Source organism: Desulfovibrio piger (assembly GCF_900116045.1).
Taxonomy (GTDB): domain Bacteria; phylum Desulfobacterota; class Desulfovibrionia; order Desulfovibrionales; family Desulfovibrionaceae; genus Desulfovibrio; species Desulfovibrio piger_A.
In genome coordinates this window covers 745568-765135 of record NZ_LT630450.1, presented here as the reverse complement: position 1 = coordinate 765135, position 19568 = coordinate 745568, and the positions used below count along the sequence as shown (strand labels likewise).

Below are 19568 nucleotides of genomic sequence, written 5' to 3'. Positions count from 1 at the left end.
GCACCGGGCGTGCCCTTCGGGGCACGCCCCCCAAGGAGCAAAGATATGCCGAAAGCATTTTTAGTAGATACCACACGCTGCACGGCATGCCGCGGCTGTCAGCTTGCCTGCAAGGAATGGCACGATCTGCCCGCCAACGAGACCAAGCAGCGGGGGAGCCATCAGAATCCGCCGGATCTGAACCCCAACAACTACAAGATCGTTCGTTTCCATGAGCATCTGGACAAGCAGGGCAATGTGGTCTGGAACTTCTTCCCGGACCAGTGCCGTCACTGTGTCACGCCCATCTGCGTGGATGTGGCCGACATGGCCGTGCCCGGCGCCATGATCAAGGATCCCAAGACCGGCGCCGTGCTGGTGACCGACAAGATCCGGAAGCTCAGTGAACAGGACATGGCAGACGTCATCCATGCCTGTCCGTACAATATCCCCAGGTATGACAAGGTCAAAAAGACCCTTGCCAAGTGCGACATGTGTTCCGACCGCATCGCAGCCGGGATGTTGCCTGCCTGTGTCAAGACCTGCCCCACCGGGGCCATGGTCTTTGGCGAGCGGGACGAGATCCTGGCCCTTGCCAAAAAACGGCTAGAGGTCGTCAAAAAGACCCATCCCAAGGCATTCCTGGCAGATCCTGACGAAGTCAGCGTGATCTACCTGCTTGCGGAGGAAGCCGAGTTTTATTACGAATACGCGACCTTCGGCTAACTGTCGTCGCCTTCTCCCTGTTCCCACCCTCTCTCCGAAGCCCGCGGGCTTCGATAGCCGGAGTATCCATGGCCGTATCCTGCCAAAGCGTGGAAGAAACCGTCAGCGGTATCCTTGCCCGCCGTCCTGTCCTGTCCCCTGTCCTGCAAGCCTTTGCCCCGCTGCTGGCTGCCCGGGCCGCGTTGCCCGCACAGCTCAAGCCCCTGCTGGAAGCCGCCGGCGTCCGTCTGCCTGCGATGCAGCGTGAACGGGCCGCCCAGGGCTATCCGCTGCTGGCGGAGGTGCCGCTTGCCGGAATCGGGACAGCCCTCAGGGCTGCGGCCGAGGCCATGATCCCGCTGCTTGCGGCCCAGGAGATCATCAGGCCGCACGAAGCGAAGCTGCGGGCCTTCTTCGTGGACGCCGCGCAGGGCCCGGAGGCCCCGGTGGCTCTGGCTGAGGCCGTGCTCAATGAGACGGCCGAGAGTGTGGAAAAGACCGCGGCGCATCTGGATGTTCCCGTACAGGTGCTGCTGTTTGCGTTCAGCTTCATGCTGGGGCCCGTCCTGCGGGCTCTGGTGGAGCTGTCGCCGCATGGGGACGGAAAGGAGGCTCCCTGGAACGTGGAAGGTACCTGGCGGCAGGGATATTGCCCCGTCTGCGGATCCGGGCCTTCCATAGCGTATCTGGACCGGCCTGTTTTTGATGAAAAAAACGCGTTCCTGGCGGGTGGTGGCGGCAAGAAGCACCTCCACTGCTCGCTGTGCGGTACGGACTGGACCTTCCGCCGCGGGGCCTGCCCCTTCTGCGGTGAAGAAGGGGCAGGCGTCATGGAGATCCTGAAAGAAGCAGGGAATGCCCTGGGCGAACGCCTTGACTGGTGCACCCGCTGCAAGACCTACTGCCCGACGGTGGATCTGCGCGAGCGCGACACCGCTCCCGATCTGGACGCTCTGGCACTGGGGATGCTCCATATGGACATGGTCGCGGCCCAAAAGGGTCTGCAGCCGCTCCATCCCGCCTTCTGGAACACGTTTTAGAGCTGCCGTGGCTGCCTTGCGGCCAGCGGTCAATACGAGGTAACGCATGAAACGAGCGCTCATTGCGATATGTATGCTGTCGTTGATCGGCGGTGCGGCCACCTGGGCCGTGGCCGGCGACGTCAAGGCTCCGGACAAGCCCATCGAGCTCAAGAGCTCGGAACACAAAAAAATGTGGGTGAAGTTCAATCACGCCAGCCATGAAAGCGTGGAGTGTGACGTCTGTCACCACGCGGCGCCCTCTGACGCCAAGGATGCCTATGTGTCCTGCGGGGCAAGCGAAGAATGCCACTCCCTGAAGGGGACGCGGGAGCGTGATCCCCAGAGCCTGTTCTGGGCGTATCATACCAAGAGTTCCGAACGTTCCTGCTATGGCTGCCATACGACCATGCTGGGACCCGGCTGCCGTCCGTGCCATATGCCTCCCCAGGGTGGCGGAGCCGAAGGAAAGTAAGTCACTGTCTGTTTTCTGCCCCGCAGGAAGTGATTCTGCGGGGCAGTTTTTTCTGGAGCCCGGACAGCCCCGGAGACTGGGGCTGTGGGCTGCGCCCTTTCCGCCAGATTCCCCGATCCTTGCGGTTTACAGAGCTGCAGCGAGCGGGTATCGTCTAAAATGGGCCTGCCGGCACGACAGGCTGCCTGCCAGGCGGTCTCTGTGCCGGATGGCTTTTGGGTTTCGGCCCTCCCGGAAGGCCGGAGAGGGGCCCGCGGATGTTCGGGCGATGTGCGGGAGAGCCGCAGGATTTTCAATGGAGACATGCATGCGGATCGGAAAATGGGATCACGACGCCTTTGTGGCCGTGGTAAAGGATTTTCATGGCCATGTGGCCCCTGGGGTCATCATCGGCGGATATATGGTGGAAATGGCACGGCGTACCCTGCCGGAAGGCATCCTGTACGACGCCGTTTCGGAAACGGTCCAGTGTCTCCCGGATGCCATCCAGCTGCTGACCCCCTGCACGGTGGGCAACGGCTGGCTGAAAGTCTATCATTTTGGTATCTATGCGCTTTCTCTGTATGACAAGTATACGGGAGAGGGGACGCGCGTCCGCCTTAATGTGGACGCGCTGGATGCCTACCCGCATGTGCGGGCCTGGTTCCTCAAGGAAAAGCCCAAGCGTGAGCAGGAGCCGGAATTGCTGCGAGAGGAGATCCGTGCTGCGGGCATGGACCTGCTCCAGGCCGCGCCCATCCGCATCCATCCTGATTTTTTGGTGAAGAAGGGAAAAGGCGTGGTGCGCCGCTGCCCCCGCTGCGGGGAATGGTATCCGGCAGTGCTGGGGGATCTGTGTCGTCCCTGCCAGGGGGATGGCCCCTACCTTGCCGGAAAGGAATAGCCCTTATCGTCCCGGGCCCACGGAAACCATGCTGCCGTGGGCCTTTTCGTTTCAGGAGAGATCGTGATGGAACTGGAAGCCCGCAAGGCCGTGCTGTATTCTATCTTCGATGCCGGGGTGCGGGCCGTGGCTCCCGATGCGGCCCTGATGCGCCATGTCTGCCTGGAAGACGGGCAACTGCTGGTGGACGGGCAAAGCTGGAAACTGCCGCGCCGGGGGCGTTTGCTGGTGCTGGGAGCCGGCAAGGGGGTCGCGCCCATGGGCGCTGCCGTGGAAGAGCTGCTGGGGGACCGTATCGATACCGGGATGCTGGTGGTCAAGTACGGTCACGGTCTGCCCTTGCAGCAGATCGCCCAGGTGGAGGCCGCCCATCCTGTCCCGGATGCCGCAGGTGCGGCGGCCACACGGGCCTTGCTGGAACTGGCCGCCGGGGCGGCGGCAGATGATCTTGTCCTTTGCCTGCTCACAGGCGGGGCCAGTGCCCTGACACCGGCCCCGGTGAGCGGGGTCACTCTGGAAGACATGCAGCAGGTGACGGAGCTGCTGCTGCGCAGCGGCGCGACCATTACGGAACTCAATGCCGTCAGGAAGCATCTGTCCCGTTTCAGCGGGGGGCAGCTGGCCAGGACAGCAGCCCCTGCCGGGGTGGTGAGTGTGATCGTTTCCGATGTGGTCGGGGACGCCCTGGATGTCATCGCCTCAGGCCCCACAGCGCCGGATGTTTCGACGTTCGCAGACTGCATGGACATCCTCGCCCGCTACGGGCTGGGATCGGCCATGCCGCCCGCTGTCCTGCACCATCTCCGGCAGGGCCAGCTGCATCAGGAGGCGGAGACGCCCAAACCGGGAGATGCCCTGTTCCGGCATGTGCAGAACACGCTGGTCGCCACCAACCGGCAGGCCCTTGACGCAGCGGCGGAGCAGGCCAGATCGCACGGCTTTCGTCCTGTCATCCTGACGGACAGGATGGTGGGAGAAGCCCGGGAGCAGGCGGCCCTGCTGGTGACACAGGCCCGGCAGATGGCGGCGGAGCTGGCCGCGGACGCACAGCCTGTCTGCCTGCTGGCCGGAGGCGAGACAACCGTGACGCTTCGCGGCCGGGGCAGGGGGGGACGCAATCAGGAAATGGCGCTGGCGGCCAGCCTGGCCCTGCAGGACTGCCCGCATATCTGCGCCCTGTTCGCCGGTACGGATGGTACGGATGGGCCCACGGATGCCGCCGGAGGCTGTGCCTGGGCCGGCAACCTGGCCGTTGCGGGGCTGGAGCAGGCGCGCCGTGCTCTGGAAGAAAACGACAGCTACGCGATCCTGCATCACTGCGGCGCCCTGCTGCGTACCGGCCCCACACGGACCAATGTCATGGATCTGGCCATTTTGCTGGTTTGGCCGGAAAATATACACTAAAAGTTTTTTCTTTGATGCCATAACTTGACAACAGCCGCTTTAAATAGTAATTTTTATTAAATACTGGAGTTCGCTTATGGCCCAACCACAAACCAGAATGACTAGGCAACGTGCTGTCATCCTTGAAGAACTGAGAAAAGTCAAAACCCACCCCACAGCGGATGAGCTGTACAGCATCGTCCGCGAACGTCTGCCCCGCATCAGCCTTGGCACGGTATACCGCAACCTTGACTTCCTGGCGGATACCGGTGAGATACGCCGGCTTGAAGCTGCCGGGACGACCAAACGATTCGATGGTGATATCTCCTGGCATCAGCATGTGCGCTGCATCCACTGCGGACGCATAGGCGATGTCATGCAACCCCTGCCGGTACCCTCTGTGGCAGGCATGCAGGTGGAAGGCTTTTATTCCGTTGTCGATTCCCGTGTGGAATTTGACGGGATTTGTGATGCCTGCGCTGCCAAGGGCTTGAAGTAAGCACACGTTTTCTTCGGGACGGATCTTTTTCCGTCCCGATCTTTTCAAAGGAGATCCTTATGGCTGAAGCTCGGGACATGTGGCGTTGCCAGATGGTGAATTGCGGTTATGTCTACGACCCGGATCGTGGCGACAAACGCCACAAGATCCCTGCCGGTACCAAATTCGAGGACCTGCCCGATGACTGGCGCTGCCCGGTCTGTGGCGCGGCAAAAAAAAGCTTCCGTCGCCTTTCGGAAGAAAATTAAGACGGCAGACAAGGACGCCCCAGGGCGTCCTTTTTTGTGATGGCGCTGTCCCCGGACTCACGGGCAGCAGCAAGGAGCCGTTTTTACGCAACGCCCGCCGGTGGCGGGAAGGCTGTACGGACGTTCAGAAGCGCATGGAGAGCGGTGACACGGACGGGCCTCACCTGCCCGGATACTTCCCGTGCCGTGGCTGAGGCCCCGGCTTCCCTCCCGGCAGCCTGGCTCCTGCCCGGGCAGGAGCACAAAGAGATGCTTGCGTAGCCTGACTGTTTTGGTATCTTCAAAAAATACCTTGTTTCAGCAACAGACTGGTGCGCATGAAGTATCTACCCTCCCAGATCATGACCTTTCTGCATGAGCGTGGTGCAAAGCACAATATAATCGTGCTGCGGCGCTTTTTCATCACCCTGTGCGTCATGATCGCCGCCTACAGCGTTATTTTCCACTGGCTCATGGAGTATGAAGGGAAGGAGCATTCCTGGATCACCGGGGTCTACTGGACGCTGACGGTCATGTCCACGCTCGGTTTCGGCGATATCACGTTTTCCTCGGACCCGGGGCGTATCTTTTCCATCATCGTGCTGATGTCGGGCGTGATCTTTTTCCTGATCATGATGCCTTTCACCTTTATCCAGCATTTTTACATGCCGTGGCTGGAAAGCCAGAAAAAGGACATGGTGCCGCGCCGCCTGCCTGCCGGGATCAGGGGGCATGTGCTGATCGTTGGGAGCGGGCCCATCACCCTCAATCTGGCGGACGATCTGGCACGCCACGGCATCCGGCGCGTGCTGCTGTGCAATGATCCCCAGACGGGCCTCGATCTGCTTGACCAGGGCTACGAAGTGGCTGCCGGTGACCATGACGACGTGAAGACCTACCAGAAACTGCACGCCGATACGGCCGCCATGCTGGTGGTCATGGATACGGACATCCGCAGCACCAACATCGTTTTCTCGGCCCGTGAAGCCGCGCCGCAGGTCATCATCGCTGCCGGGGTGGAAAATCCCGACGCCACGGACATCCTGCGCCTGGCAGGGTGCAACAGGGTGTTCCAGTTCCACAATGTGCTGGGCGAGGCCATGGCCCGGCGGGTGGTCCGCTCGTCCCAGCGGGCCAGCATCATGGGACGCTTCGGCCGTCTGGTGGTGGCGGAAGCTCCGGTGATGCACAGCAGCCTGGCCGGCAAGACCCTGCTGGAGTGCAGCCTGCGCGAACGGACGGGCATCAACGTGGTCGGCGTCTGGGATCGCGGTGCGTTCCAGCTGCCCGGGCCGCACACGATGCTCACGGAAAGCAGCGTCCTGGTGGTGGCCGGTACGGAAAAACAGGTGCGGATGTTCGACCGCCTGATCAGTGAGCCGGAAAAGACAGGGATGGAGAACGTGCCCGTGGTCATCCTTGGCGGCGGCAGGGTGGGCCTTGCCGTGGCACGGAACCTGGCACGCCGCAAGATCCCGGCGGTGATCGTGGACCGGCAGCCGCACATCAATTCCGGCGCCATCCCCCATGTGCACGGGGACGCCGCGGATCTTGCCGTTCTGGAAAAGGCCGGCATCCGCAAGACGCGCACCATCATCATCACCACCCATGACGATGACGCCAACATCTATCTGACCATCTACAGCCGCCGTCTGCGGCCGGATGCCCAGATCCTCTGCCGTGCCTCGCTGGACCGAAACGTCAACGGCCTGCACAGTGCCGGTGCGGACCAGGTGCTTTCCCTGGCCTCCCTGGTGAGCAACAGCATCATCAATCTGCTGGCCCCGGACAAGATGATGATGCTGAACGAACGTCTGCTCGTTTTCCGCTATACCATCCGGGGACAGCTGCAGGGCAAGAGCCTGATGGAATGCGGCATCCGCAACAAGACCAAATGCAGTGTGCTGGCCGTGCGCGACCATACCGGCACCATGCACGTCAACCCCGATCCGGGCTATATGTTTGCCCTGGGGGACGCCCTTTATCTTATCGGCGACTCGGAGGCCGAAGAGCGCTTCCGGGAACGGTACGGCATCGACAGTGATCTTGCCTGTGCCGATGCCGATCTGAGCTGAGGCGCCGCAGCGGCTCAGGCATTGGCCAGCCGCAGGATGCAGCTTTCCGCCATCACAAGGGGAGGGAGATCCGTCTGCCTTCCCTTTTGGGGCGGTCTGCCCACGGGGAAAGGTCTGGCGGCCGCCAGTTTGCTTTCGAGTCCCGGCCTGCAGGAGCCTGTTCCGGCCTGTCCCGAACGGTGGCAGGGGTCGGGGCCGCCCGGCGGGCTGACGGAGATTGTCCTTGCGGCGGCTAGCCCTGCAGGGACCGCAGGACTTCCCTGGCATCTTCCACGACCTCGAAGGCCGATTGCAGGGAGGGAGGCAGGCGGGAAGGCCGGCCGGTCGCCATGTCGATATAGACCCAGACCGTGGCCGCTTCGGCCAGGACGCTGCGGTCAGTGCCGCGCCAGAACAGATAGCGGCGCAGGCTCTGGCGGGAGGCGAGCTCGGCTACCCAGGTGGCGGCGGTGATGATATCCCCGGCAAGGGCGGGGCGTTTGTAGGTGATGGTGTGCTGACGGACGACCCAGCCGTGCCCTTCCGCCTCGTAGCGCTCCACGCCCCAGCCCTGGACTGTGGAGTGGCTGATGGCCAGGTCCTGCATCCACTGGACATAGCACAGGTTGCTGACACGGTTCTGGATGTCGATATGCCGGGGAGAGACGACGATTTCCCGGGTGAAGATGCGCATGGTTCCTCCGTGGCAGACGGGGTGTCGTCTGCCTAGCGGAACACAGCATATACCTGTCCACGGGGAAAGGCCATGTGCCTTTTGCCTGTTCGGCTGCCCGGGAAAGGATTTCGCTTGTCTGGTCCGCTGCCCTGGCGTAGAGGAAGACAGGACATATGCCCGGACAGGAGGAAGGCCGTCATGGCACAGCGCATGGTCAGTGCACGGTATGTAAAATGGCTGGGGGGCGTGGGGCTGATCCTGCTGCTGTCATGGCCGGTCATGGCCGCGGAAGGCGCGCTTGAGATCCTGGCGGCCGGGGACGTGCTTCTGGGCGGCCGCATGCTCGAGGCTCCCCAGGCGGGGGAGCTTTTCGGGCCCCTGACCCGCCGGCGCCTGGAGCGGGCGGATATCTTCCTGTGGAACTGCGAGATCGCCGGTCTTTCTTCCGTCTCCAAGCAGAATACCTTCGTCTTCCATGCCGACGGCCTGCTGTTCCCCCAGATGGCTTTTGCCAATGGGGCCGCCTGCACCGCCAACAACCATGTGTTCGACGGGCTGGAAGAGGGCGCGGCCAATCTGCTGACAGTGCTGGCCGGCGCCCGTATCCGTCACAACGGCCTGCATGATCGCGGGACTTTTACACCTCTCTCCCTGCTGCCCCAAAGGAAGCCGCCGGTCTACCTGCTGACGGGATCGCCCATGTCGCAGATCGGCAGCGGTCCCCGGATCGTCACGCTGTCCTATCCCCAGCTGCTGGAAACCGTGCGGGCCTTGCGTGCCCGGGAGCCGGAAGCCTGGATCATCCTGTATTCCCATGACGGGAACGAAGGTTTTCCCGAGGCTTCGGAACGCCAGCGGCTCTGGGCGGACTGGTTCGCCGCCGCAGGGGCAGACATCATCCTTTTTGCCCACAGTCATTGCTATGGCGGGTTCGAGACCCTCGGGAGCTCGCCGCGCAAGACCTTTGTGGCCTGGGGACTGGGAAATTTCCTGTTCGGCGGCAACAGAGGCTGGCGAAACCGGAACGATGTACGCCTGCTGTCCATCCGCCTCGACACGGTCACAGGCGGCAAATCCGCCTGCTGGCTGTACGGGAAAACCAGCAACTGGCAGTTTTCCCTGTACCGCATGGACGAGGCCGTGCTGCGGCAGGCACAGGATCTGGGGGCCAGGGCTGCCGCCACCATAGCGCAGCCTCCGGCGGAAGGGAGCGGACAGGAGGCGAAGACGGCCGATGAAGGATCGGGACTGGGATCATTCCTCCTGTTCTGGAAAAATCTCTAGGCGCCGCAGGGCCTCCGGGTAACGGGCGGGGCCGCATCCGGGATGGACGAGCTGCGGAAGCTGAGAGCCAGTTCAGTCCCACCGGCCAGTCATGCCGGAAAAAGGCAGGCACGCGCAGACAGCGGCCGGTAAAGCGGAATTGCCCTGGCAGTACCGGGACTCGGAGAGGGGGGCCTGCGCCGTTCCAGCGGCACCAGGATGCGGAAGGACGGTGCTTTGCCGTCCGCATCCTCAGCAGGCCTGCCCAGTGTCCCCGACACCCATCGCTTGAGACGGAAGGGGCGGCAGGTCATTCCTGCCGCCCCTTCGTCTGACAGGGAGCGGGGGTGCTTCCTGCCGGGGGAGGGCATGGCATCGGGCCGTCCGGGAGGTGGAGATTACTTGACGCTTTCGTTGACCGGGAAAGCGAAGTTGTCCTGGTAGTACCGGGTCACAGGATGCTTGTACTGCTCCAGAGGCACCGGGACGCGGAAGAATTCCGGCGTGCTGTCCGCATCCTTGCGCAGGCAGAGCCAGGCCAGCTGGGCGTCGTCGCGCACGGGATAATCTTCCCGGTAGTGCCCCGCACGGGTCTCCCGGCGTTCCAGCGAGGCCCGGACGTACATTTCACTGACAAAGGCCACACCACGGGTCTCATGCAGCTTGAGCAGGTAGTGGGGATCCGCCGCCACCATGCGCGGCAGGTCTTCTTCCCGGATACGTTCCAGTTCCTTGAGCGCGGCCTGCAGGCTGCGCTCGTTCTTGAGGATGGAGACCCCGTAGGGGAAGACCGTTTTCTGGATGGAGGTCAGCACTTCCTTGGGCGTAAGGCCTTCCTTGCCCAGAGGCGCGAACAGGGCCTGCCGGCGGGCGGCGAGCCCCGCGTCGGACAGGTCGCTCCTGACTTCCGGCAGTGTCTGGAGCAGGCGGGCCGCGTTTTCGCCGGCCATATGGCCCAGCACGGACGTGGTCATCAGGGCAAAACCGCCGGCGTAGACACCGGGCTCGGTGGCCCGGGCCGTACCGGCAGCCAGCAGGCCTTCCAGATTGGTGTTGCCCCAGGCATCGGCCCGCAGACCGCCGTAAGAAACGGTCATCTGGGGCACCCACTCCGTGGAATCCCGGAACAGGTCCAGCCCCAGGGCGGAAAGCTTGTCGTAGTTCAGCTTCTGCCAGCCGTTCTGGGGGCGCAGCAGGATCAGGTTCTCCTGCTGGATGCGGCTCAGGTCGAACGTGATGGGGCCGCGGCCTGCCCGGATCTCCATGGCCATGGCCATGGTGGTGTAGTGGGGGTCGGTATTGGAGCCCAGCACGGGGGAGTAGCGCTCCATGAAGGGCTCGCCTTCGGCATTGACGAAGCGTGCGCCCAGGGGCATCAGCACGGTCTGGCCTTCCCAGCCGAAGAGACGGGGCATGTTCCAGACGCGGGCGAATTCCAGGTTCTGCAGGACGGCACCGGCCTCATAGGCCATCTGCATGGTCTCGCCGGTGGGCGTGTTCTTGCCGTACGAGGTCTTCCAGCCGCCCATGCCGCTGGCGGCGATGACCACCCTGGCATCGAGGCGGTAGAAATCACCATTGATGGTATCGAAGCCCAGGGCACCGCAAACACGGCCGTCCTGCTGCAGCAGTTCGGTCAGCAGGATGCGCCCCATCCGCTCCACGGAGCGTTGCCTGAGCTGGCGCACGATGTTCCTGACCATCAGTTCGCCGCCGCGGCCCTTGAGCTGGGCCGGGTACAGCTTCACATGTTCCAGTCCCCGCTGGGGGACGTATTTCATGCTGCCGTCTTCTTTTTTGAAAAATTCGCAGCCGAAGCGCTCGTAGTCATGCAGACGGTCGGCAGAGCGTCGCAGTATCTCCTCCATGAGGTTCTGGTCGCACAGGCCGTCGAAATAATAGACGAAATCCCGGACCCATTCATCCACGTCGTCCGGGGGAAGGACGGCTTCAAAATCGCCGCCCGCCATGGTCATCAGGCCGCCCCAGTCGCGGGGGCCCTTGTCCACGATGCAGATGCGGGCTTCAGGCGCCAGCTCGGAACAGCGGTAGGCGGCCCACAGACCGGCGGAACCGCCGCCCAGGATCAGGACATCCGTCGTGATGTGATGCATGTTCATCTTACAGTCCTCCGCCCAGAGCCTTGGGGATATCGGGGAAAACAGGCGGCAGTTCTTCGCGGAACGGGTGCACGAAGATGGCGCCTGACGGGCACAGCCGTTCGCAGATATAGCAGGTCATGCAGTCGTCGGCATAGGCGATGAAGGCTTTGCCGTCCTCACCGAGCCGCAGGGCGTCCAGAGGACACTTTTCCACGCAGGCGCCGCAGCCGGTACAGATAGCGGCATCGATTCTTTCGATCATGATCGTTCCTTTGGGCACGGCCGCAGTGGAGATACGGCCGTGCCCGTGTTCAGGAGGGCTGGCTAGAAAGAGTAGATGAACAGCACGCTCACGTTCCAGGCGTCGCGGATGTCGCGATGGTCGCCGCCGGTCAGGCTCTGGCCCCAGACGTCATCCGACTTGTCCAGCCACAGGGCGATGTAGCTGGCTTCCAGATTGACCTGCAGGTTGTCATAGATCTTGTATTCGTTGAGCAGGCCGAACTCCAGGGCATAGTCACGCGTGGTGAGGTACAGGTTCTCGCGGCCGACCTTGGTGGTGCCTTCGGGATTGTTGGGAGCCATCCATTGGCCGGTGCGCTCGTGGTATTTTTTCAGGATGCCGGGATCGTTGGTTCCGCCGAGCAGGCTGATGTGGAAGGTGTGCTTGAGGTCTTCCAGGAAGCTCATGTCCTTCAGGCGGAAGCCCACGCCCCAGGTGCCCACCAGGTTGTTGCCGATGACGCGGTCACGCTCCAGACCATTGATGTCCGGGCCCATGAAGGTGCCGGAGAAGCTGCAGGGGCCGTAGTCGTTGCTGATGGTGGGCAGGCGTTCGGAACCGTTGCCCACGTTGTCGTCGTCACCGGAGCTGTACCAGCCGAACAGGCCCAGCTTGGTCCAGTCCAGATTGTATTCCAGCAGCAGGCCGGCCAGCCAGCCGGAGCGGTTCAGGGAGCCGTCGTCATAGGTCACATTGCCGTACGAGAAGTCCCAGGCGATGCGGAAGGGATCCCATTTGGTTATCTCGCCGCTCAGGCCGCCCCACCAGGCCGTGCCGTAGGCATTGAGCTTTTCCTTGTGGCTCAGCAGGTCGGCACGCAGGGGGAACAGGCCGCTCAGGGCATAGCCGCCGTTGACGCCGTTGATCTTGTTGCCGACGTAGTTGTCGTTCTTGCGGAACGTGTTGGAGCCGATGGAGGCGAACATGCCCCAGGGGGTCAGCTTGACGCCGTCAAAGGTCAGGGGCACCATCAGACCGGCCATGTCCATGTTGTCCATGAAATTCTTCTGGTAGCCGTCGGCATCGCCCACATAGTTGTCATTGTACGGACGGGCCCAGAAGGCCGTCAGGGCAGCGTTCTCATTGAAAACGTAACTGGCGGTGATGGCGGCCACGTCGGACTGGAAGACCGTAGGGCCGCCCATGGCCATGTAGGGCAGACCGATGCCCTGGATGCCCATGCGCAGCTTGAGGTCCGTATCGGGCACACGCCAGTCGATGAAAGCTCGCTTGAGCTTCACGATGGATGCGTCAGCCCCCAGGGCCATACCGCCCTGGGGATTGTCGGCCTTGCCCCAGATGGACTTGCCGATTTCAAAGTAGACCTGACCGGAAAGGTTTTCGTCAGCCACGGCGTCGATGACCAGGCGGACACGGGACCGGGCCTCGAATTCGTCTTCGCTCGGGTCATAGCCGGTATGCCCGCCATTGGTGAAGTTGCCGTTCTGGCCATACTGGAAACTCGCCAGCCATACTCCCTTGGCCTTGAAGTCTACAGCATGGCTTGCCTGGGCGGCTCCCGTCACCATGGCCGCCGCCAGCAGCAGGCACCAGATCCTTTTCATAATCCTTCCTCCAGAGAGACAGTGATTGCCGGGCAAAGCCCGGAAATTTGGGTGCAGAAACAGACCCGGAGGCCAAACGGGAGCCTCAGGGGCTGGTGCAATCTTAAAAAGGGCGGATCGTGCGATCCGCCCTTTTCATCATGCTAGACTTGCATAAACAGGGGGAATGTGAAGCCGATGGCGCTGCAGGGGCAGCTGGTGCGGCAGTTGGCGCAGTGCCAGCACTCTTCGCCATGCATCATTTCGGGACGTTCCGCTTCCTGGTAAGGACGCATCTCCAGCACATAGCCGGGGCAGTCCTCGACGCAGGTACCACAGGCCTTGCAGTGGCCGCAGTGGAAGCAGCGGGCGGCTTCCTTCTGGGCCTGTTCGATGGTCAGGCCCAGGTTGAGTTCGGCAAAAGCCTTGGTACAGGCATTTTCGGCTTCCTTTTCAGAAGGAACGCTCTCATACTGGGCGATGCCGTAGATGTCGGCGTACTGCACCACATAGGGAGCGGTATCGCTGCCCATGGCGTCGCAGTCTTCGATCATGTTTTCTTCGTTCAGGGCGTAGACGCGGCTGCTGGTGCCGGTCAGCATCTGGTGCACGGCAAAGGCGGCACGGCGGCCGTCGCCCACGGCGCGGGCGATGGAGGCGGGTCCGGCGGACACGTCACCGGCGGCGAAGACACCGGCCCTGGAGGTACGCTGGCTTTCATCCACCTTGATCCAGTTGCGGGGGGTCAGCTCCAGACCGCCGGCGTTTTCACCCAGGAAAGCCAGATCGGTCTTCATGCCCACGGCGAAGATCACGGTGTCGCATTCCAGGACATGCTCGCCACCGGGCACGGCTTCCAGGGTCAGCTTGCCCTTTTCGTCAAAGTGGCAGTCCTTGACTTCGAAGTAGTCCACGCCGGTGACCTTGTCGCCTTCGGTGCGGATGGCGGACATGGTGCAGGAATTGTGCACATGCACGCCTTCCTTGGCGGCCAGTTCCAGGTCTTCGGCAGGAGCGCGCATCTCGCCGGCCTTTTCCAGGCAGATCACATGGACGTTCTCGGCGCCAAGGCGGCGGGCAGTGAAGGCGCAGTCAAAGGCCACGCCGCCGCCGCCCATGATGACGACGTTCTTGCCGATCTTGCCGGTGTTCTGGCCCAGAGCGGCGGCACGCAGGAATTCAACGGCCTTGACGGCCTTTTCGGCGCCGGGGATGGGCAGGCTGTTTTCAGCGGGCACACCGGTGGCCACGATAACGGCATCGTAGCGGGCGGAGATCTCTTCCATGGTGATGTCCACACCCACGCGGGTGTTGACGCGGGCGCGCACGCCGGCTTCCAGCACCAGGCCCACTTCGCGGTCCACCACATCGCGGGGCAGGCGGAAGTTCGGCACGCCGTAGCGGGGCACGCCGCCCAGCAGGGGTTCGGCTTCATAGATGGTGACTTCGTGGCCCAGCAGGGCCAGGAAGTAGGCGGCCGTCAGGCCGGCGGGGCCGCCGCCGATGACGGCGGCTTTCTTGCCGGTGGCGGGGCGGCGTTTGAAGAAGACGTGCCCGCGTTCGGCAAAGGTCTCGGCAGCGCGTTCCAGAGCGCGGATGTTCAGGCAGCCGTCCATTTCCTTGCGGTTGCAGGCATCCATGCAGAAGTGGGGACAGACGCGGCCGGTGATGCCCGGGAAGGGGTTTTTGGCACGCAGGTAGCGCAGGGCTTCGGTGAACTGGCCTTTTTCGATGAGCGAGTTCATCTTCTGGATGGAATTGCCGATGGGGCAGGAGGTTTCGCAGGGCGAGGTGCGGAACTGCTCTTTAAGCTGGGCGCCCAGCACGACGGGGCGCGTTATTTCACGGCTATATCTCGGGGGCATGATGACAAACTCCTTGGAAAGTGCATGAGGATACCGCGGACATTACAGCAGCGGTGCCTTGCCCCACTGGAAACGGGGGCCATCTTCGCTGCGGATCAGCAGCAGCGGCTTGGCCATGTCGGGGTTCAGCTCGGGGTAATCCCGCAGCTTGTAGACACAGCGGCCGGTCTCCTTGCGTTCCATGGTGGCCTGGATGGCCAGTTCACAGACCGTCAGGATGTCGCGGGACTCGTGACAGCGCATGAGGTCGCGCAGGGTGTCGGCGTGCAGGCGGTCGGCCTGGCCGGACAGGAAGCGGATCTTTTCCAGGGCGCGGGCCATGCCGGCCATGGAGCGGCGGAAGCCCATATAGTAGTTCATGACGTTCCGGGTAGCCTGTTCGATCTCCTTGTAGCTGATGCCGTCGTCGGCGGGCACCTGCATGGGGGCGAACACGTCCTTCTTGACGCTGGCGGCCAGGTCTTCATTGATCTTGCCGGCTTCGGTGATGCCGGCGGCCCGCATGCCGGCCTGGCGACCGGCTTCGTAGCCGCCGCACATGGCGCCGGAGCAGTACAGGAAGATGCTGCCGCAGAAAAGATTGGGCACAGTGGTCTCGAAGGTGTCGTTGACGGCGATGGTGCCGCCGAAGATCAGTTCGCCGATCTCCACTTCCAGCAGCTTGTGCTGGAAGTCGGTGCCGGTGCAGTCGGCCCAGTCACCGAAGGTGGCCTTGTCGCCGGGCATGAGCACATACTGCAGCTCATGCACCACATCCTTGTCCACATGGCGCATGTCCATGTAGAATGGCGGGCCGGATCCCTCCATCTGTTCCTGGAAGGTGCCCTGGATCTGGTTGTTGCGCACGCCGTTTTCCATCATGGGGTCGTACTTGCCCATGAAGCGTTCGCCAAGGGCATTGATCTCGTGCGCACCGGAGCTGTTGATGCCGTTCATGCCGGGGCAGCCATAGCCCTTGGGCAGCATGGTGGCACGCTGGTAGGTGTCCAGTTCGGTCACGGCGGCGCCCACATCATAACCCAGCACCACGCCGGCGCTGGTATTATAGGGGTACATCCAGACGTTGAAGGGATTGTGGGTGGAGTTATCCGTGCCGCGCGTGGCCGAACGACCCTGGGCCGAAACAACGGTCTTGGCGCGAACCAGCACGAATTCGCCGGTGCGGACATTCCAACCCAGCGCACCGCAGGCCTTGCCGTTGTCGGTGAGGATCTTGACCGCCATGACGTTGTCGAGCGTATTGATGCCGGCATCACGCACGATGCGGGCCATGGCGCGTTTGATGGTCATGCCGTTGGCGATATGGACCCACCAGCGGCCCGGCTGACCAAAACCCTGGGTGCGCAGGTAGGTGCCGTCAGCCTTTTTGCTGAACTGCACACCCGCCTTGCCCAGCACATCCAGAAAATATTTCATGTGGGCGTACCAGCCGTTCTGCAGCATGGCAGGCGACCAGCCGTTGAGGGGCTTGGCATAGAACTTGATGAGGTCTTCCACGGTGTCGTGGGCTTCACCGGGCTCATCCAGGACGGCCATATAATGGTCATTGCCACCGCCGATACAGCCGGAGCTTTCCAGCTTGCCCTTGTCCATCAGCACTACATCGAGGCCCTGGTCACGCGCGCCGAGCGCCGCACCACAGCCCGAAGCACCGGAGCCGATCACGAGCACGTCGGTTTCCACCAATGTGCCGAGAGGGTGTTTGGTCATCTTCATAACGATATCCTGGTTGTGATTTTTTAGCGGACAGTCATCGCCGGGCCGGTCGGGCAATCCTCAGTGGCTGGCCCGGCGTTTGTGAATAAAAAATCATGCGAAACTGCTGTATTGTCAAATCAATAAAAATCAAATATCGTTTCAATAAATCAAACATTGGAGGACGTGATGATCCCGGAGTTGAATGGTGATTTTCTTCAATGGTTACGGGGGTTTTATTATGTCGCCAAAACAGGGAGCGTGCGCAGGGCCGCAGAGCTGATGCACAGAAATCCCTCAACGATCAGCTATCAGCTGCGTTCACTGGAGACCGAGCTCAATACGGTCCTTTTCGACAGGTACAAAAAAAGCCTTCAGATAACACCTGAAGGCAAAAAACTGCTGGGCTGGACCATCACGACCTTCGAGACCCTGCAAAGCATGCGCTCCGCCGTGGGGACATCAGACGGCCGCCTGCAGGGCGACATCTTCCTGGGGGCGACCCTGCCGGTGGCCATCATGGCCGTGGATGCCATCGCCGCGTTCCGCGCGGAAAATCCGCAGGTCAACATCCGTATCCAGCGTGCCCTTTCTTCCGAGATCGTCCAGGCGGTCAAGGAATCCCGCCTTGATTTCGGCCTTACAGGCATGACGGCCCTGCCCACGCAGGATACCATGGAGATCCTGCTGAAGGCCCGCCCTTTGCTCGTCATGCGCAAGGACAGCATCTGGGATATCCCGCCCATCCCCACAGAGGCGGATCTGGAGCGCCTGCCCTTCGTCGTCTTCCAGACATCGCTGGAAGAAAACGAGCAGCCGAAACCGACCCTGCAATATGCGGCGCAGCGTCTGCAAAAGAATACCGTCATCAGCGTCAACAACTACCACCTCATCATGCAGTTCGTCCGCTGTGACGTCGGGGTGGCCATCATGGACGAACTGTGCTACCGGGCGACCATGTTCGGTTCGGACTGGAGCTCCATCGTCAGCTGCCCTCTGGATCACCTGCTGCCCAACGTGCTGTATGGCATCCTTGTGCGCAGGCACAAGCATATCAGCCCCCAGGCGCAGGCCCTGATGGACGCCCTGCGGCGGCATTTCACCGAGCTTGCGGCCCAGCCCTTTGCGCCCACGTTCCTTGCCGGGCAGACGCAAAAAGGCGGACAGCCCAAGGCTGCCCGCCCACGCAGGAAGGCCACGTCCCGCAAGGGAGACTAGAAGATGGCCTTGCCTACGATGATCGTGATGGCCGCGGTGACCAGATAGGACATGAGGATGACAGCAGGGGCCGTCTTCCAGATGGCCTTGGAATCCGACCATTCGTTGCCGTGCAGCAGGGCCGCACTGGCGCTGGCGGCAGGCGTGAGGAAGGCAAAGTGCACGCCCATGACCACCATGATCAGCGGAAGTTCGGGGCTGACACCGGCCGCTTGGCAGTAGCTGTAGATGATGGGCATCAGGGCCACACCCACGGCGCCGTTGTTCATGACCTGGGTCAGCAGGGTGGCGGCCAGGCCCAGGAACAGGGCAAAGGTCAGCGGGGTACCGCCGGAAATGATGGGATCAAGCGCCATCATCAGGAAAGGGGTGATGCCGCTCTCGGGCCTGGCCATGGCACCGGACAGGGGCTGCACGAAGGCCAGCAGCAGCACGATGCCCCAGGTGACGCCGGAGTCCACCATGACCTTGAAGTTCAGCAGGGCCTTGCCTTCCACCTTGATGGCCGCCATGACCGTCACCAGCAGGATGACGATGCCGGTATTGCCGATGCCCTTGAGGAAGCGGGTCAGGAAAAAGTCCCTGGGCATGAAGTTGGGAGCCAGCAGCAGGATGACCAGCAGGAACAGGAAAGCCAGGATGATCTTCTGCACACGGGAAAGGACCAGGCTGCCGTCCTTGTCCAGCTTGCTCACATCCAGATGGACGAGCTTGCCCATGTCAGGGCGGAAGATGTACTTGCCCATGACGATGAAGAGCAGCGAGCACACGGCGCAGATGAGCAGGGCGATGAGCATGTACTTGGCGTAGTCGATGCCCACACCGGACATGGTCTCATAGGCGCTGAACACGGTCAGGGCCGCCTGCTTGAAGGGAATGAGGGACATGCCCACCTGGGCGGCGAACACGATGCCGAACACCATCATGGTGGGGTAGCCGTCGCCCTTCTTGAAGCCGCAGACCTCACAGACGCCGTAGAGGATGCTCCAGCCGATGATGGCGGCCGGAGAGGCGCTGGTCAGGCCGCCCAGGATGAAGATGGAGCCCAGAAAGGTATAGGTGAACACCCAGGGACGCCCGGCAACGAACTTGCGGGTGATGAACCACAGGGAAATGAATTTGGACAGGCCATAATGGCTGATGGTGGCGCAGAAGACGAAGATGAAGAACATCATCTGGACCACGGGGTCACCAAAGCTCTTGTTGAGCAGCATCATGGGCTTCATGCCGCCGATGAGCATCAGGGCCAGCAGGCCGGCCAGACTGGGCCAGACGATCTCGATACAGACCCAGCCGTAGAGCACGCCCAGAAAGATGCCGATGAGGTTCATCCCCAGGGGCGTCAGCGGTTCTACGGGCGGTAGCTGGCCAAAGCCGAACATGATGAGCAGACAGACGACAGCGTGCAGATAATAGGCAGGCGCCGAGAAGCGCTTGGGGGTGGATTCTTTTCCAGCCATGATACGTTCCTTCTTGAGAGATCGCTACATACCGCCGCAAAGGCGGCTGTTCCTTCGGTCATCCAATACAGGAGGGGACATGTCTGTCCGCATACCATGCGCCCCGCCAGTTTCTCCCTGTATGGCCGTTGTTCGCGGCCATTATGTGAAAAAGTTATCATGTTAGGCGGTCTGTTTTGTCAATTCAATAAAAAAATATTTTTGTTTGATAATTTTAAACAAAAATGCCACACATAAA

Annotated in this window: 17 protein-coding genes; 10 read left to right on the top strand and 7 right to left on the bottom strand. The window is 62.0% G+C overall.

From position 1 onward, the window contains the following. Positions 1–45 precede the first annotated feature (45 nt). The 8 genes from DESPIGER_RS03705 (at position 46) to DESPIGER_RS03670 (ending at position 7245) form a co-directional block, all read left to right on the top strand. Positions 46–705, top strand: a complete 660-nt coding sequence (locus DESPIGER_RS03705) for a 4Fe-4S dicluster domain-containing protein (protein WP_072333217.1) — start codon at positions 46–48, stop codon at positions 703–705. A gap of 68 nt (positions 706–773) precedes the next feature. Beyond that, positions 774–1724, top strand: coding sequence for a formate dehydrogenase accessory protein FdhE (locus DESPIGER_RS03700; RefSeq protein ID WP_072333214.1), 951 nt, complete (start codon positions 774–776; stop codon positions 1722–1724). A gap of 73 nt (positions 1725–1797) precedes the next feature. Continuing rightward, positions 1798–2178 (top strand): cytochrome c3 family protein, encoded by a 381-nt coding sequence (locus DESPIGER_RS03695; RefSeq protein ID WP_231927631.1) that lies wholly within the window; start codon positions 1798–1800, stop codon positions 2176–2178. 307 nt (positions 2179–2485) lie between these two features. Next, complete coding sequence (locus tag DESPIGER_RS03690) at positions 2486–3061, top strand: FmdE family protein (protein WP_231927630.1); 576 nt, start codon at positions 2486–2488, stop codon at positions 3059–3061. Positions 3062–3127: 66 nt separating this feature from the next. Next, positions 3128–4465, top strand: coding sequence for a glycerate kinase type-2 family protein (locus tag DESPIGER_RS03685; protein WP_072333206.1), 1338 nt, complete (start codon positions 3128–3130; stop codon positions 4463–4465). A 76-nt stretch (positions 4466–4541) separates the two neighbouring features. Next, positions 4542–4943: a Fur family transcriptional regulator gene (locus tag DESPIGER_RS03680; protein ID WP_072333203.1), complete on the top strand. Its 402-nt coding sequence runs from the start codon at positions 4542–4544 to the stop codon at positions 4941–4943. Positions 4944–5002: 59 nt separating this feature from the next. After that, complete coding sequence (locus DESPIGER_RS03675; RefSeq protein WP_072333200.1) at positions 5003–5191, top strand: rubredoxin; 189 nt, start codon at positions 5003–5005, stop codon at positions 5189–5191. A 317-nt stretch (positions 5192–5508) separates the two neighbouring features. Next, complete coding sequence (locus DESPIGER_RS03670) at positions 5509–7245, top strand: potassium channel family protein (RefSeq protein ID WP_072337533.1); 1737 nt, start codon at positions 5509–5511, stop codon at positions 7243–7245. Positions 7246–7477: 232 nt separating this feature from the next. Here the strand turns inward: DESPIGER_RS03670 and DESPIGER_RS03665 are convergent, their stop codons facing one another. Then, positions 7478–7918, bottom strand: coding sequence for an acyl-CoA thioesterase (locus tag DESPIGER_RS03665; protein WP_072333197.1), 441 nt, complete (start codon positions 7916–7918; stop codon positions 7478–7480). Between the two features lie 180 nt (positions 7919–8098). Here DESPIGER_RS03665 and DESPIGER_RS03660 point away from each other — a divergent pair, with 180 nt between their 5' ends. Then, a complete protein-coding gene (locus DESPIGER_RS03660) occupies positions 8099–9184 on the top strand; it encodes a CapA family protein (protein ID WP_072333194.1) in 1086 nt (361 codons plus the stop codon). 377 nt (positions 9185–9561) lie between these two features. Here the strand turns inward: DESPIGER_RS03660 and DESPIGER_RS03655 are convergent, their stop codons facing one another. From DESPIGER_RS03655 to DESPIGER_RS03635, 5 genes are all read right to left on the bottom strand, one after another. Continuing rightward, positions 9562–11283: an FAD-binding protein gene (locus tag DESPIGER_RS03655; protein WP_072333192.1), complete on the bottom strand. Its 1722-nt coding sequence runs from the start codon at positions 11281–11283 to the stop codon at positions 9562–9564. A gap of 1 nt (position 11284) precedes the next feature. Next, entirely contained in the window at positions 11285–11527 is a 243-nt protein-coding gene (locus DESPIGER_RS03650; RefSeq protein ID WP_072333189.1) for a 4Fe-4S dicluster domain-containing protein, read from the bottom strand. A gap of 62 nt (positions 11528–11589) precedes the next feature. Continuing rightward, positions 11590–13113: an outer membrane homotrimeric porin gene (locus tag DESPIGER_RS03645; RefSeq protein ID WP_072333186.1), complete on the bottom strand. Its 1524-nt coding sequence runs from the start codon at positions 13111–13113 to the stop codon at positions 11590–11592. 143 nt (positions 13114–13256) lie between these two features. Further along, the gene (locus tag DESPIGER_RS03640; protein ID WP_072333184.1) at positions 13257–14957 is read right to left on the bottom strand and encodes an FAD-dependent oxidoreductase; all 1701 of its coding nucleotides are present in this window, start codon (positions 14955–14957) and stop codon (positions 13257–13259) included. Between the two features lie 42 nt (positions 14958–14999). Further along, on the bottom strand, positions 15000–16673 hold the full coding sequence (locus DESPIGER_RS03635; protein ID WP_072333181.1) for an FAD-binding protein: 1674 nt from the start codon (positions 16671–16673) through the stop codon (positions 15000–15002). Between the two features lie 168 nt (positions 16674–16841). Here DESPIGER_RS03635 and DESPIGER_RS03630 point away from each other — a divergent pair, with 168 nt between their 5' ends. Next, positions 16842–17870 carry a LysR family transcriptional regulator gene (locus DESPIGER_RS03630; RefSeq protein ID WP_072333178.1) on the top strand — a complete coding sequence of 343 codons (1029 nt, stop codon included), beginning with the start codon at positions 16842–16844 and terminating at the stop codon, positions 17868–17870. Here the strand turns inward: DESPIGER_RS03630 and DESPIGER_RS03625 are convergent. After that, a complete protein-coding gene (locus DESPIGER_RS03625) occupies positions 17867–19330 on the bottom strand; it encodes an SLC13 family permease (protein ID WP_072333175.1) in 1464 nt (487 codons plus the stop codon). The genes DESPIGER_RS03630 and DESPIGER_RS03625 overlap by 4 nt on opposite strands. Positions 19331–19568 lie beyond the last annotated feature (238 nt).